The 18,904-nt window shown below is 41.3% G+C and carries 10 protein-coding genes; 4 read left to right on the top strand and 6 right to left on the bottom strand.

The features are described from left to right. Positions 1 to 249: 249 nt before the first annotated feature. Positions 250 to 2,616 (top strand): nitrilase-related carbon-nitrogen hydrolase, encoded by a 2,367-nt coding sequence (locus EO125_RS10000; RefSeq protein ID WP_206168379.1) that lies wholly within the window; start codon positions 250 to 252, stop codon positions 2,614 to 2,616. Between the two features lie 168 nt (positions 2,617 to 2,784). Here EO125_RS10000 and EO125_RS08130 read toward each other — a convergent pair whose 3' ends face one another. Beyond that, positions 2,785 to 6,405, bottom strand: a complete 3,621-nt coding sequence (locus EO125_RS08130; protein WP_164726487.1) for a YadA-like family protein — start codon at positions 6,403 to 6,405, stop codon at positions 2,785 to 2,787. A gap of 289 nt (positions 6,406 to 6,694) precedes the next feature. Here EO125_RS08130 and pflB point away from each other — a divergent pair, with 289 nt between their 5' ends. From pflB to pflA, 3 genes are read left to right on the top strand one after another with little or no spacing between them, the layout of a single operon-like run. After that, on the top strand, positions 6,695 to 8,824 hold the full coding sequence (gene pflB, locus EO125_RS08125; protein ID WP_164726486.1) for a formate C-acetyltransferase: 2,130 nt from the start codon (positions 6,695 to 6,697) through the stop codon (positions 8,822 to 8,824). Positions 8,825 to 8,826: 2 nt separating this feature from the next. Continuing rightward, the gene (gene grcA3, locus EO125_RS08120) at positions 8,827 to 9,066 is read left to right on the top strand and encodes an autonomous glycyl radical cofactor GrcA3 (RefSeq protein ID WP_126938357.1); all 240 of its coding nucleotides are present in this window, start codon (positions 8,827 to 8,829) and stop codon (positions 9,064 to 9,066) included. Between the two features lie 6 nt (positions 9,067 to 9,072). Beyond that, entirely contained in the window at positions 9,073 to 9,846 is a 774-nt protein-coding gene (pflA, locus tag EO125_RS08115) for a pyruvate formate-lyase-activating protein (RefSeq protein ID WP_127148460.1), read from the top strand. Positions 9,847 to 9,959: 113 nt separating this feature from the next. Here pflA and EO125_RS08110 read toward each other — a convergent pair whose 3' ends face one another. Genes EO125_RS08110 through holA form a run of 5 tightly spaced genes read right to left on the bottom strand, consistent with a single transcriptional unit; the run spans position 9,960 to position 18,903 of the window. Then, entirely contained in the window at positions 9,960 to 11,279 is a 1,320-nt protein-coding gene (locus EO125_RS08110) for a gluconate:H+ symporter (protein WP_127148459.1), read from the bottom strand. An 18-nt stretch (positions 11,280 to 11,297) separates the two neighbouring features. Further along, the gene (locus EO125_RS08105) at positions 11,298 to 12,851 is read right to left on the bottom strand and encodes a gluconokinase (protein WP_127148458.1); all 1,554 of its coding nucleotides are present in this window, start codon (positions 12,849 to 12,851) and stop codon (positions 11,298 to 11,300) included. 12 nt (positions 12,852 to 12,863) lie between these two features. After that, complete coding sequence (locus tag EO125_RS08100; RefSeq protein ID WP_127148457.1) at positions 12,864 to 16,562, bottom strand: PolC-type DNA polymerase III; 3,699 nt, start codon at positions 16,560 to 16,562, stop codon at positions 12,864 to 12,866. A gap of 12 nt (positions 16,563 to 16,574) precedes the next feature. Then, a complete protein-coding gene (locus EO125_RS08095; protein WP_127148456.1) occupies positions 16,575 to 17,927 on the bottom strand; it encodes a VanW family protein in 1,353 nt (450 codons plus the stop codon). Between the two features lie 7 nt (positions 17,928 to 17,934). After that, on the bottom strand, positions 17,935 to 18,903 hold the full coding sequence (gene holA, locus EO125_RS08090) for a DNA polymerase III subunit delta (RefSeq protein WP_127148455.1): 969 nt from the start codon (positions 18,901 to 18,903) through the stop codon (positions 17,935 to 17,937). Between the last annotated feature and the right edge of the window lies 1 nt (position 18,904).

Here is an 18,904-nt window from a genome sequence, read left to right as displayed (position 1 = left end):
GCTCACTTACTTTCATCCATTTAATTGCTTAGAGCATTTATTTCTTAAAGAGTTTACACAAAATTCTTGACAGTACCTGCCTTCACAACACAGAATCATTATGTAGAATAATATAGAATAAAAATAATTTTCTTACGTAACACACATATATTCATCCTCATTATATCCCCACTACAAATCCCCCATAAAATGCTATAATATACTCAACAACTATCAATGCTTTTAATCTATACAATAAAGGAGTTATGAATGATTCGTATTGCTTTTGGTCAAATTCAGGTGCACCCTGGTGAGCCTGTTACAAACTTTCAATCTATGATGCATGCCATCGACTATGCCAAGGCGGTGAGCACGGACATCTTGATATTCCCCGAGTTGTGTCTCAGCGGGTACATGATAGGCGACTTGTGGGACCAAGTGCCTTTCATAAATGATTGCCTCTACTATGGTGACGAAATTGTGAAAGCCACGGCTAACACCAATCTTACGATTATCTTTGGTAATGTAGGTATTGATGAAAGTCTCAGTAATCTAGACGGTAGCCTTCGTAAATACAATGCTCTGTATGTGGCATCCAATGGTAAGTTGGTGTCGAATCCAGACCAACCCTATCCGTTTACCATAAAAACCTTATTGCCATGTTATCGCTATTTCAATGAACCTCGTCACTTTACTAGTGCCAATGTGCTGGCAAAGGAACGCAATCTATCCTTGTCGGAAATCAATCAGCCTCTTACGATTTCCACGCGTCACGGAGCTTTCACCATTGCTCCTGTTATCTGTGAGGATAGCTGGGATACGCATTACCCAGATTGTCCGACGAGTCTTATGGTGGAATCTGCAAAAGCGAAAGGTCAGCATATCGATTTAATCGTAAATTGTTCCTCATCTCCTTACACAGTTCATAAGCAAGAACAGCGCCGCGCCCTGTTCAGCAATCAAGCCAAACGATACAATACCCCTATTGCCTATACAAATCACGTGGGGATTCAAAACAACGGCAAAAACATCTGCATCTATGACGGTTGCTCTACTTTATATGATGTTAACGGTTCTATTGTGGAAGAAGTACCTGCTTTTGAAAATACTGTGCGCCCTACCTTGTTGAAAGATACCTTATGGCAGCCGATTTCACATAATAACACTAATCATAAGTATACTTTCCAAAATCGCACCGCATCTCCTCATATATCAGAAAATGATAGAGGTGATAAGATTAACATATACACTGCATGTGATACACATGATTTAGATAATTTAGATAACTCACATGTTCCAGCTAATTCAAATCATACACTTGCAACAACGCCTAATTATATCTCTATCCTATTCAAAGCCTTGCAATACGGCATCCGTCAATTTTTAGCACAAACGGGTATTAAGAACATCGTCATCGGTGCCTCAGGAGGTATTGACTCTGCTCTTAATGCTGCTTTATACAGTACAGTAGTTGCTCCTGAAAATATATACCTTGTGAATATGCCGAGTCGTTACAATTCGGATATGACAAAAGATTTAGCCTATCAACTAGCCAAAAATATTGGCTGTCATTATGGGGTATTTCCTATCGAGGAATCTGTGAATGCCACCATCGAGCAACTTGAAAACACTAGCTTTACAAAGTATAACACCCATGTCATCCCAAAATTACATGACCATGGTAATGTGCATGCAACAACTATGCAAAATATAAAAGAAAACACTTTAGAGGAATCTGTGAATACAACCATTGTACAACTAGAAAGTCAACCTTTTACAAAATTCCCTCTAAAGACCTCTGGTCAAGCACATAAGCATATACCAGCAGATGATTCTACTATCTCCAATTCTACTACAGATACTATATGTGAATCCCAGCAAACTACTACAAGCTATACTGAGCAAACTCATGTGGATACCGACTCAGATACTACCACATTCTTACAGCTATCCACCCTTGACAAAGAAAACATCCAAGCTCGTGATCGTTCGTCTCGCATCTTAGCTGGTATCGCATCCGCTGTGAACGGGGCTTTCACATGCAATGGCAATAAAACGGAGTTTACTGTCGGTTATGCTACCATGTATGGTGATTTGGCGGGTTTCCTCGCCGTGACGGGAGATGTGTGGAAAACGGATGTGTATGCTCTAGCTCGTTATATGAATGAACACATTTTTAAACGGGAGGTCATTCCTCAAGGGTCCATCGATGTGGGGCCTAGTGCGGAGCTTTCTGATGCACAGGATGTAACACAAGGTCTTGGTGATCCATTGCAATACGAATACCATGATTGCTTGTTTCGTGCCTTCGTAGAGGGTACACCTCATACACGACCTCATCAGCGCTTGACCCCTGAGGATATCTTGGGGGCTTACGAGAACGGTACATTGGAACACCTTTTAGGATTGCCAAAACCTATTTCTCACTATTTCACGTCCGCAGAACAGTGTATCAACGACCTCGAACGGTGGTGGAAATCTTTCAACGGTTTAGCGGTGGCTAAACGTATCCAGTCTCCGCCACTGTTCCTCATCAGCGAACGTGCCTTCGGTACTGACCTTAGTGAAAGTCAATTAAAACCATACTTCTCACGTGAATATGAGGCTTGTAAATCTCGATTGTTAGAAAAACAATAACATATACATGTAAAAGAGCTATCTGTCCGATGATATTCCTCATCGGTAGATAGCTCTTTTGTGTATGAAAATAAGAATTTTAAATGCTGCTAGATGATATACATAAGAACTGCTTTATTCCGCAATTCTAAGTGATACACCTATTCTTAACCATCAATAGATATGCAATTAGTTACGGTTCAACAACTGCGCTGTGATTTGTTGCAATGCTTGAATTTGTTCATTTTGTGCTTTCACTTGCTCAACCAATGCTTGCACTTGACCTTTCAACGTACCGTTTTCTTGTACCAATGCTTTGATTTCAGTTTTCATCACTGGCACGATAGAAATTGGTCCGTAATGTGTATGTTTCAACTCTTTTTGTTCTTTTTCTGAAAGTGTATCCACATTGACATTGAATGTATCTGTGTCTTGGTTATACAAAGTAGATTGGTATGCATCAGATTTGGAGCGAGATCCCACTTTAAGGCTCATACCCACATTGTACATTTTTTCAGAGTTTCCTAATGCCATACCTCCATGAAGTAATATATCTTCATTTGGATAATAACCGACGCCTAGGGCTGCACCTGTGGAACCTTTGAAATGTCCTACACCAGCCATGATTTGGAATTTGTCATCTGCATCAAAGGATAGTGGTTTTAGAGCAGATAACGCTGCGTTTAAAGCACCAGATGTGTTTACTCTGCGACCTAGTTGATCTAACTTCGTTTCTACAGAGTCCATACGTTTGTGAACTTCTTTAACTAAGGCTTCGTCTACACCGCCTTTACCACCTTGTGGGCCTTGTGGACCTTGTGGGCCTGCTGGTCCTGGTGCTCCATCTTTACCATTTTTGCCATCTACTCCGTCACGACCTGGTGCACCTGGCGCTCCTGGTGCTCCATCCTTGCCATCTACTCCGTCACGGCCTGGTGTACCTGGTGCTCCTGGCGCTCCATCTTTCCCATCTGCTCCTTTAGGTCCCGCTGGTCCTCGAGCTCCATCCTGCCCATTTGTACCATCTCGTCCATTTGTACCATCTCTACCATTCGTACCATCTCGTCCATTAGCACCAGTTTCACCTTTTGGTCCTTTAATATTTCCTGCTGGCTCCCAAGCACCATCTTTTTTAACAAGTACATCTCCTGTTGTTGTGTTGATGAATGTATCCCCATCTTTTCCTACAGTTGCTGTTGGTGCACTTGTACCGTTTAGTATATCTTTTCCGTCACGGCCTGGTGTACCTGGTGCTCCTGGCGCTCCATCTTTTCCATCTGCTCCTTTAGGTCCCGCTGGTCCTGGTGCTCCATTTGTACCATCTCTACCATTCGTACCATCTCGTCCATTAGCACCAGTTTCACCTTTTGGTCCTTTGATGTTTCCTGCTGGCTCCCATGCACCATTTTTCTTGACGTGTACATCGCCTGTTGTTGTGTTGATGAATGTATCCCCATCTTTTCCTTCTTTGGCTGTTGGTGTCGTTATTCCATTTAGAACATCTTTTCCGTCACGTCCATTTGTTCCATTTGTTCCATCTCGACCTGGTGCACCTGGGGCTCCATCTTTTCCATCTGCTCCTTTAGGACCTGCTGGTCCTGCTGGTCCTCGGGCTCCATCCTTACCGTCTACTCCGTTACGACCTGGTGCTCCATCTCTACCATTCGTACCATCACGTCCATTTGTGCCTGCTACACCTTGTAAGCCTCTTTCGCCTTGTATACCTCTTTCACCTTGTTCCCCTTTGTCCCCTTTCGGGCCTTTAAAGTCAGGATCTTTCTTTAAAGCATCACGGTTCAATTCGACGGTCACATATTTTTTATTATTAGCATCTGTTTTTTCTACGACTTTAAAATCGCTAGATTTAAAATCCAATCCTTCGATAGCACCTGTGTTCACCACAGTACCATGGGTAAATGTACCAGCTTCATTGCTACTACCACCGGTGTAGATATTCCAACTTGTACCACCAGTCAAGTTAGCCAGCTTATTGTTAATGTCACTAGCTAGGCTATATAATTGGCTGCCATTGATAGCATCTGTACTAGAAGGACTAATTAAACCTGGCGCCACGTGTTGGATACGGCGAGTTTGACCCTCTTTACCAACGCTGACCACACCTGTTACGGTAGTACCTCCAGCAAAGTTCAATGTATACGTTTTTGCCGTTGCGCCTTTTCCTAAGGTAAAAGTATCACTAGCATAGGTGTTATCTGTACCTTTCGTACTTGCACTAGCTGCTGCTACCGTCTGTGCTTCACTGCCAAGGGCCACACTTCTTGCTACATTGGAGATAGCTTTATGTCCCAATGCTAAGGAATCTTCCTCTTGTGCTTCACTTTCATTACCTACGGTGGCTGCGTTATTTTTCAATGCCTTCGTACTTTTACCTATGGCAATCGTGCTATCAGCTGTCACCCCCCCCGATTTTTGGGTATTCGCCTCTCTACCTATGGCGATATTATCGCTACCAGTGAGGGTATTTCCTGCCTCATGACCTAGCGTAATATTATCACTACCGTTGATGGAATTACCTGCTTTATAGCCCCCTGCGTAGTTATTACTACCTGTAACTTTGTTACCTGCTTCTGCACCTGCTACAAAGTTGTTGCTACCGCTGACTTTCTTGCCACTCTCATAACCTAAAACAGTGTTATAACTACCGGTAATTTCAGCACCTGAACCTTTACCGAGTGCCACATTACTTTCACCATCTACGAGTCGACCTGCATTAACGCCTGCTGCAATATTATCTTGTCCTGCAACCCATTGTCCAGCACTGAAGCCCATAGCAATATTATGTTCTGCTTTATCAATTGTACCTGCATCACTTGTACCAGTTATATTTCCATCTGCATCATAGGTATTCGTCCATCTATGACCTACATACTGACCAGCATTTTCTGAAAAGGCAATATTAAAATTACCTACTACATTGGATCCAGCGTATTTACCAAAGGCAATATTATTAGTCCCTCTGGATTGTGAACCAGCGAAACGAACATCTGGATCAGTACTACTTGCATTTGTTACATAGCCATCTACATTCTGTCCCGCCCCTAGACCTAGAGCAATGTTATACTGTCCTTTAACTCCCGTGCCGGAGTTCTGTCCCATAGCAATATTGCGACTACCAGTCATATCGGCTCCGGCATCTTGTCCGTAGATGAAGTTATGATTTCCCGTTACACGATTACCTGCATGATGACCAAGGGCAAAGTTATCGGAACCCGTCATTTCTTCGCCAGCATGGAAGCCAAAACTTACATTTCGACTACCTTTGTTGTTGTAGGCAGCATTTTGACCAAAACTGAAATTATGATTACCTGTAGACACAGCGTCTTGAGAATAGGCATTTTCACCAAAACTAAAGTTATAATCACCAGCAGCACGACGTCCTGCACTATCGCCGAATATAAAAGCATATGTGCCACTACCAGCCCATCCCGCAGCATCACCAAGAATAAATTTATGCGTATTGGTGCCCCACATAGCTTCCCCAGCATTGTCTCCCATTAGCATAAGGTATTTAGAAGTACCTGTAGCATTGCTTGCATCATAGCCAGCATGATAGCCTAAAACCAAACTGTAGGACGCACCAAACAATTTTGTCCCCATGGTATTCATAATATTATTTTTTGCATTACCGTAGAAACTAACACCATCCCCTACGGTAAGGTTATTCGTATTGGACGCATCACCTGTTTGCGCTCCACCCACTGCTAAGTTATCTGTATCCGCAGCCCAACTAAGAACACTTAAATTCGCCAACACAAGGGCTGTTAACGCTGTGACCTTCTTTCGTTTCATAGTCATCCCTTTTCCTAACAACACATAACACACACGGCACAACACACAATCTGCACCCATATAGTATAGTATAGTGAATTGTAACATTGTAGTCAATATAGTAGCTATACTTTACGTGTAAAATATATGCACTGTGCATCCGATTAGTGCATGCTTGACCATTTACTCATACACCACTTTCAAAAACGATATAACCCATGCTAAAAATTATATTGTAATGATAATTATTATAGATTACAATAAAGTTAACCCTATGGGTTGCGTTTTAATGTGTATTTGGAGGTATATTATGCAACAAGCATGGAAAGACTTCAATACAGGTGTATGGGATAAATCCGTGGACGTACGCGATTTCATCCAACGAAACTATGTGCCTTATGTAGGCGATGATTCTTTTCTAGTAGGTCCTACAGAACGAACTACTAGACTTTGGCAACGGGTATTAGATTTATATGAGGAAGAACGACAAAAAGGTTCTGTCATCGATGCAGACACTGATGTTGCCACTCATATTACGGCGCATGCCCCTGGATATATTATTAAAGAAGATGAGCAAATTGTAGGTCTTCAAACTGATTATCCTTTGAAACGTGCCATGTTCCCTTATGGTGGTTTACGAACTGCTAAAAGTGCTATCGAAGAGTACGGTTACAAAATGGATCCAACTCTTGAAAGCTTCTTTAAAACTCATCGTAAGACACACAATGATGGTGTATTTGATGTATATACACCTGAGATGAGAGCTGCTCGCTCTGCTCACATTATTACGGGCCTACCTGACGCGTATAGTCGTGGCCGAATTATCGGTGATTATCGCCGTGTAGCCTTATATGGTATAGACTATTTGATCAAAGACAAAGAAGATCAATTTAACATTACCATGGGCGATATGATGCCAGATGTCATTCGTGACCGCGAAGAAATTCGAGATCAAATCCGTTCTTTGAAAGAATTAAAAGAAATGGCTGCGTCCTACGGATTTGATATCTCCAAACCTGCTACCGATGTGAAAGAAGCAATCCAATGGTTATACTTTGGCTATTTGGGCGCTATCAAAGAACAAAACGGGGCAGCTATGTCCATCGGACGTAACTCCACTTTCTTAGACATCTATGCAGAACGTGATTTGAAATCTGGTAAATATACAGAAGAACAAATCCAAGAAATGGTGGATCACTTCATTATGAAATTGCGCATGGTTCGTTTCGCACGTATCCATGAATACAACAATTTATTTACTGGTGATCCTGTATGGACAACTGAGTCTATCGGTGGTATGGGCACTGACGGACGTACATTAGTGTCTAAAATGGCATTCCGTGTCCTACATACATTGCAAAACCTTGGTCCTGCTCCTGAACCAAACTTAACAGTACTTTGGTCTCCTTCCCTCCCTGAAGGATTCAAAAAGTTCTGTGCGAAGCTCTCTATTGCAACATCTTCCATTCAATATGAGAACGACGAAATCATGCGCCCTAACTCTGGCGATGATTACGCTATCGCTTGCTGCGTTTCCCCAATGCGTATTGGTAAAGAAATGCAATTCTTTGGTGCTCGCTGTAACTTGGCAAAAGCCTTACTATACGCAATCAATGGTGGCGTAGATGAAAAGCTGAAAAAACAAGTAGGTCCAAAATTCCGCCCTATTATTTCAGAATACCTTGACTTCGACGAAGTGATGGAACGCTTTGAAGATATGACGGAATGGCTCGCAGGTGTGTATGTAAATGCATTAAATATCATTCATTACATGCATGACAAATACGCCTATGAAAAATTGGAAATGGCATTGCATGACCGTAAGGTGACACGTTGGTTTGCCACAGGTATCGCTGGTCTTTCCGTAGTAGCCGATTCCCTCTCTGCTATTAAATATGCAAAAGTAAAACCAATTCGTGATGAAAATGGTATTGCTATTGATTTTGAAATTGAAGGCGAATTCCCTAAATATGGCAATGATGATGATCGTGTAGATGATTTAGCAGCTACGGTGGTATCTGGTTTTATGAACAAAATTCGTAAACATCCTACCTATCGTCAATCTGTTCCAACTATGTCACTATTAACGATTACATCCAATGTAGTATACGGTAATGCTACTGGTGCTACTCCTGACGGACGTAAAGCAGGTATCCCATTTGCACCAGGTGCTAACCCTATGCATGGTCGTGACGAACACGGTGCTGTATCTTCCTTAGCATCCGTTGCTAAAATGCCATGGCGTGATTGTTGCGATGGTATTTCTAATACATTCTCTATTATTCCAGATTCCCTTGGTAAATCTGGTGAATCTATGGTGACATTAGGCGACTTAGACCTAGATTTGGACCTAGGCAACATTGAACATGCCTTAGCCGATGGTTGTGAAAATCTAGCGTGCCGTGAGCCAAATGTTACTTTCCCTGAAGAAAAGGAGTAACTATGACAAACGAACAACAAGTAGATAATTTAGTACAGTTATTAGATGGGTACAGCAAAAAAGGCGGTCACCATTTAAACGTAAACGTATTCAATCGTGAAACATTATTAGATGCTCAAAAACATCCTGAATTGTATCCACAATTGACTATCCGTGTATCTGGCTACGCTGTGCACTTCAACAAGTTGACAAAAGCGCAACAAGACGAAGTAATTTCTCGTACATTCCATCAATCCATGTAATGCACTATGGTAGGTCGCATTCATTCCATTGAGACCATGGGTACTGTGGATGGCCCGGGCATGCGATTTGTCCTCTTCCTTCAAGGTTGCCCATTGCGATGTGCCTATTGCCACAACCCAGATACTTGGGATCCCTCTACGTATGCCCAAGAAATGACGGTGGCAGATGTGTGGACACAATTTGAAAGGAATCGAGACTTTTATAATACCGGAGGCATTACTGTCACTGGTGGCGAAGCATTGTTGCAACTCCCTTTTATCATCGAACTCTTTACTTTCTTTCACGGAAAGGGAATTCATACTTGTTTAGATACAAGCGGGATTTGCTACACACAGGAACAGGCTAGAGAGTACAAACTGCTTCTTGACGTAACGGATTTAGTCATTCTTGATGTGAAAGAGATCGATTCCTCTATACACGAAACACTAACCGGCAAACCTAATGATGCGGTCCTAGAGTTCGCTAAATTTGTAGACGATCATGGCACTGATTTTTGGGTGCGCCACGTGGTAGTCCCAACCATCACAGATAATCGCGATCGCTGGTATCGGCTTGGTTTCTTTCTAGGTGCTTTCAAACATTTGAAAGCTGTAGATTGCTTACCTTACCACGTCATGGGGGTTAATAAATATGAAAGTCTTGGCATTTCCTATCGCTTAGATGGAATACCTCCCCTCTCAAAAGCTGACGCACAGCGTGCACTCCGCGTTGTCCTTTCTGGAATACGCGACTACCGCAGACGATTATGGTGTCCTATTGCAGATGCTCCACAATCGTAAATTCATATATACTTTTCCTGATTTTTATAAAAGCGCACTATCCTTCGTGGATGGTGCGCTTTTTTGTAACTCTATTTTTTAGTATGCAGTTATGTATAATCTCATGATTCTAATTACAAGAATAGATTGATGATTTCTACACCAATTAATCCACATACGGCAATCACTGTTTCCACCATACACCAAGAGCGTAATGTTTGTTTGACAGATAATCCGAAAAACTCTTTAAATAACCAGAATCCTGGGTCATTTGGCGGGCTAAAGAATACAGAACCAGCACCTACTGCGATTACCATCAACTCAGGACTTACACCTGTTAATGGAATTAACGGCGCCACAATGCCGCCAGCTGTCATAGCTGCCACTGTAGCAGAGCCCACAGCAATACGAATCACCACAGCAATTAACCAAGCTAATACTAATGGAGATACATTCACTTGCATCACTAATTCACCGATGTAAGTACCTACACCACTATCAATCAATACTTGTTTTAAGGCTCCACCAGCCCCTACAACGAATAGAATCATAGCTACTGTTAAAATTGCTTTTTCGGAAGTAGCCATAATCTCTTTCATAGATTTGCCACGAGCGAAGCCAAATGTATAGAAGGCAATAATCAAGGAAATTGTTAACGCCACAGATGGATCACCAATGAAGTTAAGAATGACCATAATAGTAGATGTTTTTGGTAAATTCATCATTTTACCAATCGCTGTAGCTGCCATCAAGATAACTGGTACTAAGGCAGTAAAGATAGATACTCCAAAGGATGGCATTTCCTCTTCTGTAAATTCTTTATCATTGTGAAGACCTTCTGGGATATCTGTTTTGATATCTTTCACAGTATCATACAATACTGGACCTGCCAGAATAACTGTAGGAATACCAATTAAGATACCATATACCAAGGTTAATCCAATATCGGCATTGAACAATACAGAAATCGCTGTAGGACCTGGATGTGGAGGCAAGAAACCATGTGTCACAGATAAGGCTGCTACCATTGGCATACCTACCTCTAACAATGGAATATCCGCAGATTTAGCAATGGTAAAGATTAAAGGAATCAATAAGACGAAACCGATTTCATAGAATAAAGCAATACCTACAATGAATCCAGTTAAACATACGGCCCATCTTACATTATTACGACCAAACATGTTGATCAAGGTAGTAGCAATACGTTGTGCTCCACCACTATCGGCCATCAATTTGCCTAAAATAGCACCAAAGCCTACTACGATTGTTAAACCACCTAAGGTAGCTCCTAAGCCTTTTTGGATAGTTGGAAAAATTTTGTCAAGTGGCAATCCTTCTCCAAAGGCTAATAATACACAGACTAATAGCAATGATAAAAAGCTATTCATCTTTACTTTTACGATTAGGAAAAATAGTAAAATAATTCCTAATGCCAGAATAACTAATGGCATTTCTAGTCTCCTTTCTAATTATAAACGACTAAATGGATGTTCCTTTTGGAACTGAACAAGACGTGCCAAATCGTCTTTCATATGAATATACAAACTTTCATAAATAGAGAAAAGTTCTTCATATACGGCTTGATGTTGCTCCTTAGGGTGATAGATACATTCAGGCTGTACCAGCTCTGCTGTATCCTTAATGTCTGATAAAGTTCCATCAGAAATAAACCCTAACACAGCGGCGCCAAAGGAGGCACCTTCACTATTATTTGGTAAGGTGATATGTTCACCAAATATGTCACTCATAATTTGTACCCACAATTCAGATTTAGTGAAAGAACCACTAATACGGATGTCTTTCACCTCTTCAAACTCACGTAATGCATCAAGAACAAACCGTAAGCTATAACAAATGCCTTCCATGGTGGCACGAATCATATAAGAACGACTATGATTTAAGGATAAACCTACGAAAGCTCCACGCAGATCAGAGTTCCAATAGGGAGCTCGTTCACCAGTAAAGTATGGCATTAATAACAAGCCACCAGATCCAGCCGGTACATGTCTTGCTTTCATAGTCATTAAATCATAAGGATCCACCGATAATTGTTCCATTTGGGAGCCATGATAATGGAGGATACGATCTCGCATCCAACGCAAAATCATACCACCATTGTTGATAGCTCCACCAGCTACCCACATAGTATCTGTTAAATTATAGCACCAAGTGCGACCTTTAGGATCCATTTGCGGCTTTTCTGTGAGCATGCGTATAGCACCAGATGTACCTATAGTAGCACTTAACTGCCCTTTAGAAACAGCGCCAATACCAACATTCACCAGTACTCCATCAGTAGCACCGATGACAACCGGTGTATTCACAGGTAAACCTAAACGTTCTGCCACAGCTGCTACTAACTTTCCACTATAGGTTGTGGATACTACCTTAGGTAGTTGCTGTTCTTGAATCCCTACATATTCTAAAATTTCTTTGTCCCAAGTTTCTGTAAAGGCATTAAATAAACCAGAGCTAGATGCCACGGATTTGTCTGTTACCCATTCTCCTGTCATCAACCGGAACATGTAATCTTTAATAGATCCAATATGCGCCATAGGACCGAAGATTTCAGGTTGATTTTCTTTGACCCATATGATTTTAGCCAATGGATAGGATGCATGTAGCGGACAGCCTGTTCTAAAGTAGAATTGTTTACATGCTTCATCTTGTTCCATACGGTGTACAATGTTGGAACTTCTGCTATCTGCCCAAGTAATCATATTCCCTAATAAGTCAAACTGTTCATCTTGAGGGATAAAACTATGCATCACTGAACTCAAAGCAATCCCGGATATAGTGACTAATTTATATTGTAACTCTTTTACAACTCCCGCAATGACTTCTTCTGCAGCATCATATATTTGTTGAGGGTTCTGCTCTGCTCGATCATATTGTGGTGTTTCTAATGGATAAAAAGCATCTCGTACAGCTACAGATTTACCTTGTGCTGTATATGCCATAGCACGCACGCCTGTGGTTCCCACATCAACGCCTATCCATACTGCTTCTCTAACTTCTGACATATATACCTCCTATCATCCAAACAAACTCATTTGCTCGTCTTCTGGTAAGTCGCCTAAACAACCTAATTCTACCATGCGGTTGGCAATGGTTTGCGACATTTTTGTACGTCTCCGTAAATCTTTAATGGACAAGAACTCTGCTTGCTCTCGTTCTTCTACGATGGCATCTGCTACCTTTTCGCCTAAACTAGTAACGGCTACAAATGGCGGTAGTAAAGAGGTTTCATCTTTAATCATAAACCGTCTTGCTTGCGATTTGTATAACTCTACATTGCCGAAGGAGTATCCTCGCTGTTTCATTTCCAAAGATACCTCTAAAGCAGACATTAAATCTTTTTCCTTTGGTGATGCTTCATACTTCGCAGCTAAGGCTTTCAACCGTTTAAATTCTTGTTGCTGCTCTTCTAAGGAGCCCATCATAATTTTCAAGTCAAAGGCTTTTGCCCGAATCGAAAAGTATGATGCATAAAATGCTAATGGATAATTAATCTTGTACCAGGCAATGCGGAATGCCATCATAACGTAAGCCACTGCATGGGCTCGAGGGAAGAGATAGGAAATCTTTTTACAAGAGGCGATAAACCACTCTGGTACTTGAGCTGCTCGCATTTGGTCTTCATAATCTGTTTGAGCAATCCCCTCTTTGTTACGTTTTTCGATACCCTTACCTTTACGCACATTTTCCATCACAGAAAAGGCTACATTATCTGCTACCCCATGATTGCGCAAAAAGTTCATAATATCATCACGAGTGGAAATGGCCTCATTCAATTTACATGTCCCAGTTTTAATCAAGGTCTGTGCATTGTCCACCCACACATTGGTGCCATGAGAGAAACCAGATATCCGCACCAAGTCAGAAAAGGTTTGTGGTTTAGAATCTTCCAACATAGCACGAACGAATCCCGTACCAGATTCAGGTACTGCCAAAGTTGCTACTTTATCCCCTTGTAATTGAGCCGGTGTCAAACCTAATGCTTTCGTGGAGGAGAATAGGCTCAATGTAGCTGGGTCATCAAAAGGAATGCTGGTGGACGGAATGCCCGTCATATCTTCTAACATGCGAATGATGGTCGGATCATCATGACCCAGTATATCTAATTTGGTCATACGACCTTCAATCGAGTGATAGTCAAAGTGGGTCGTAATAATCCCACTTTCTTTTTTATTCGCAGGATATTGGACTGGCGTGAAATGATGCACATCCATATCTCGAGGGCAAACCATGATGCCCCCTGGATGCTGACCTGTGGTATTCTTTACTTTTGTAAAGCCTGTAGATAACTTTTCAATAAAGCCCCGTCGTTTTTGTAAGTCATTCACATCTGCATATTTGTAGGCATAGCCAATAGCTGTTTTGTCCGCAATAGTACCAATCGTTCCCGCTCTAAATACATTATCTCGTCCAAATAATTCTTCCGTGTATTTATGAGCACGGCCTTGGTAATCTCCAGAGAAGTTCAAGTCAATATCTGGGACCTTGTCCCCGTGGAATCCCATAAAGATAGCGAAAGGAATATCGTGACCATTCGCGATGAGTGGCGTACCACATTCAGGACAATTACGACGTGGCAAGTCAAAGCCCCCTGCATATTCCCCTTTTAAATAGAACTCGTGCCATTTACATGTTGGGCACACATAATGTGGCTCCAATGGATTTACTTCTGTAATATCTGCCATAGTGGCTACGAAGGAGGAGCCTACAGAACCACGGGACCCTACGAGGTACCCATCATCTAAGGATTTCTTTACTAGTTTATGAGCGATATAGTACAACACACCGAACCCATTGCCAATAATACTTTTTAGCTCGTAATCCAAACGTTCCTGTACTGTTTTAGGCAATGGATCTCCATAAATTGACTTTGCTTTGGCATAACACATATCTTCCAAGGCTTTATCGGCCCCTTCGATTTTCGGAGAATAGGTGCCATTGGGGATAGGTATGATATAATCTATACTTTGCTCTATGGCTCTCGTATTAGTCACCACCACTTGGTAAGCAACGTCTTCTCCCAAATAAGTAAACTCTTCTAGCATTTCATCAGTGGTACGCATATGCTGTTCTGCTTTGTCTTTAGGGTCTTTCACGCCACTGGCAGTGAGCATGATTTCACGGTATAGTTTGTCTTTTGGATCCATATAATGCACATTCCCTGTAGCTACCACAGGCATTTGCAAGGTATCCCCTAACGCAACAATACGACGATTAATCTCTTTTAACTCTTCCTCATTGTTTAACAAGCCTTCTTTAATAAAACTCTTGTAATTATCATGAGGTTGAATTTCTAAGTAATCATAAAACTTAGCAATCTCTTGCAATTCTTCATCGGTGGCGCCGTGAGCAATGGCTTGAATCAATTCTCCAGATTTACAAGATGTTCCTATCAAAATCCCTTCACGATGGTCTTCAATGACGGCTCTTGGCAATCTAGGATATTCGTCGAAGTAATTCAGATGGCTAATGGAGATCATCTTGTACAGATTCCGTAAGCCTACCATATTTTTTGCAAACATAATGATGTGATGCGGTACAGCTTGGTCTTCTTTTTCGATTAAATAGGCTTCTACACCGTAGAGAATCTTCACTCCTTTTTCCAAAGAATAGGCCTGAGCTTCTGGGAACGCTTGCACCACCCCATGGTCAGTAATGGCTACTGCTGGATGTCCCCACTCTTTCACACGGTTTACAATGTCTTTCACTGCTACTAAGGCATTTTTCTCGGACATTTTCGTATGCAAATGAAGTTCTACCCTCGTTTCCTCATGGGTATCGGTGCGTTTTGCATTGTCTGTATCCTCTACAGATCGCACAGAATCCATGTTTAACACATAGTCCCTTACATATTGCTCATCGTAGATAACTTCCCCTTTGATTTGCACCTTTCCAACAGATTTCAAGATTTTTAATAATTTCGGTCCATCTTCAGAAGGACTGGTAAATCGTTTAATAGCCAAACTATTATGATCGTCCACTAGATGTCCAGTAATAATATACCGTTTTTTAGGTTCCTCACCTTTTTCACGTGCTTTTTGTACCGCCTTGCTATCTTCCTTAGGGCGAATTTCTCGTATATCTAAACTATGAAAGTACCCAGAGATAACAACGTTTTCTCCTGTCCTCACAAAGAAATCATCTGTTCGATGCGAATCTGGTTCATCAAAGGCAGGACCTAATAGCATGCCATCTTCGGTAGTTAATTTTCGTCTTCGCATAGGATATGGAGAGTTGCTAGCCATCGTCGGAGTTGGCGTGTTTGGACGATCAATGACAACTGGTGCATCGTATAAATCATCATAGTCAGATGACGTCTTGATAGTGCCATCCTTACCTACATAGAGCTCCATTTCATCGAATCGATTCTCTTCATCCATGTCCCAATAGATATCGTAATCCGATAGTTCGTTGGCTTGTTGCAAAAATAGATACGCATCATCATCTGTCACACTAGGTTCTTGAACGTAGCTGGTATAATCGCACTCTTGCCTATGAGGCATCCGGGTGAGAACAAGCTGGTTCATGAAATCGCCAGTATTCACAATTTCACAGGTGCAGCCAATGGAATCGCAGATTTCCTCAATACGTGTTTGCACTGCCTTATCTAATGTTCCTGTCAACTGAGAACCAAATATATGCAATTTTCCGTTTTTCAAATAAAAGTGAAAGTCTACTTTAGACTCTCCCTTTAGTACCATATGATAATATTTCATAGTACATCTCCTTTACGGATTTGACTTCACCGGATTAGCTTTAATTTTTTTCACCACATTAGGACCTGTGACAATAACCGTATCTACAGGTTCATAATAAGAATTAAAGGTATACGTAGAAGATCGCCCATCTCCATATACTATGGTTCTCGTCGTATCTACAGAAACTCCCTCATGACCTGATTCTTCTATAGATTCTTCTTTCACAGCCTCATCGATTTTTTCTATTTTTTTATTAGGAATTCTTTGTTCTTTACCTTTTGTAATCGTTACAGACTGTGGTACATCTTCCTTAGCTCCTAATATAGTAATGGTCACATAGCCAGCACCTTCTTCGGCAATCACATAGATGGGATGAGAGTATGGATTTTTAAACTGAAAGTCAATATATCCCCACGCCACAGTAGCATCTAAGCCTACTGGTATATAGGAAACAGGCGCAAAATGCGTATCACGTTCTACAATATCCATACCAGATAATAAAGCTGTATTAAACAAGGTAGAACTTACTTGGCATATTCCACCACCAATACCTGGCACCAAACGCCCTCCCATGAATACAGGTGCATCATCATAGCCCGCTTCAGGAGTCCTTTCTCCTACAACTTGATTAAAGGAGAAAATACCACCTGCTGGAATAAAAGTTTGATGAATTTTTTGAGATGCTAAATGAATATTATGGGCTCGGCTTGTATTAGAGCCATCAAAATACGTCGTAAAGGACCCCAATATGGACGTGATAGACACTAAATCTTTATCCGTAATCGTAGGCTGTGCAGACTCATTAATAACAAGTTCTAAAGTCTCTACCTTACCTTCTTGCAGTTGTTCTTGCAATCGCTTCATAGTAGCCGTCACATCCAATTTACGGCCTACCTTAGCGGGCTGATGTACGACTTTATCACCCTCAAGGGTAATAGTTGCATTAGTTCCTACTTGTCCCATGGCCTTTGCATAATTCAAAAAATACGACTCAGCCACTGGTCCATCTACTTTATATCGAATGTTCATCGCTTTTCCATGAAGTAACGCATCTACTCGGTGCATGACATAGGTCATGACATCACTTTCATAGCCATAATCCATCACATCGGTTAAGGTTCCCACCCTATCTATGGTAATCCCTAAATCTGTTAAATTCATAGTCGTTTCTTTTCCCTTAGGATCCACTATACGAATCCTTTGTGACTGTGTGTTCCGCTCTTGTAAATAAGTGTCTACTTCATCCATACTTTGATGAGATATACTATGACCATCTATAGTTAATCCATAAATAGTGTTTCCAGTAGGCCATACAAGCCCTGTTATAGCTCCCCCAACGACAGCTATGAAAGCCGCCACAGTGGCAATATACTTTCGTTTCATACTTCTCCTAATTTGCACAATAGGCTAAACAAATATCTTGAAATTGACTCATATCTGCTATACCCTGACGGCTTTGCAAAATCAAATGATACAGCTGGCTAATCAACGTTGCCACCGCTGGGATTTGAATTTTTCGGCGAGCTTCAAAAGCTAATTTAATTGTATAGGGATTGGCTTTCATCCCTTTTTCCTTAAATAAGCTTTGAATCTCAGGTAATGTCATCCCATAATAGGCACATTCACTGACCATGAGTTGCAAATGCATTTGATTATGCACATAAGCCATCGCCATATCTACACTTTTATTCTTAAGCATAGAGGGAAATAAATCTAGTAATGTTCGTGCATCTTTCGCCAATAAAGCATCTTTAAAGCGGAAAATATTTTTCTCGCCAAAGTCCGTCATATGCTCTTTTAAAAATAGCCCTGTCATCGATTCCCCTTTTTTTAGTAGTAGGAACAATCGATCAAATTCTGTGCGTAAAAATGCTAAGGGCACATCTTTCCACAAATCTACCAAATCACGTAGATATGCCATGCCATCGGGATCTATCTTTTGCTTATGAGCCTTGCAATGTTGTTGTATCCACTGAAAGAGCGCTTCTCCCTCTACTTTTTCAAACTTAAAGGATTCTACGGCTCCCAAAAATGATTTATTTCCTTGCAACCGTCCATCAATAGTTTCTGGATACACTAAAATAATAGGATCCTCTCCAGTATAGCTTTGCAAATAGTCTCGCAAACCTTGCCATTCTGGAGCCAACTTTTTCTTTGGTTTATCAAAGATAGGCAAATGGACAAGCAGAAATGCTCGTGGCTCACCAAAGAGCGATACTTCTTGTAATTGTCCTAAAATAGAACCGGGACCTTGCTCCTCACGCAAGGTAAGCAAGGTCCGATCTGTATATTGATGTAAGAGATTCTGTTTTTTTTCTTCTAATAATTGTGGTTCATCTCCATAGAGTAATGTAACCATC

The sequence above is a fragment of the Veillonella sp. VA139 genome (assembly GCF_003992005.1).
Lineage (GTDB): Bacteria > Bacillota > Negativicutes > Veillonellales > Veillonellaceae > F0422.
Note: the sequence above shows the minus strand (reverse complement) of the source record. Positions and strands in the feature narration are given on the sequence as shown.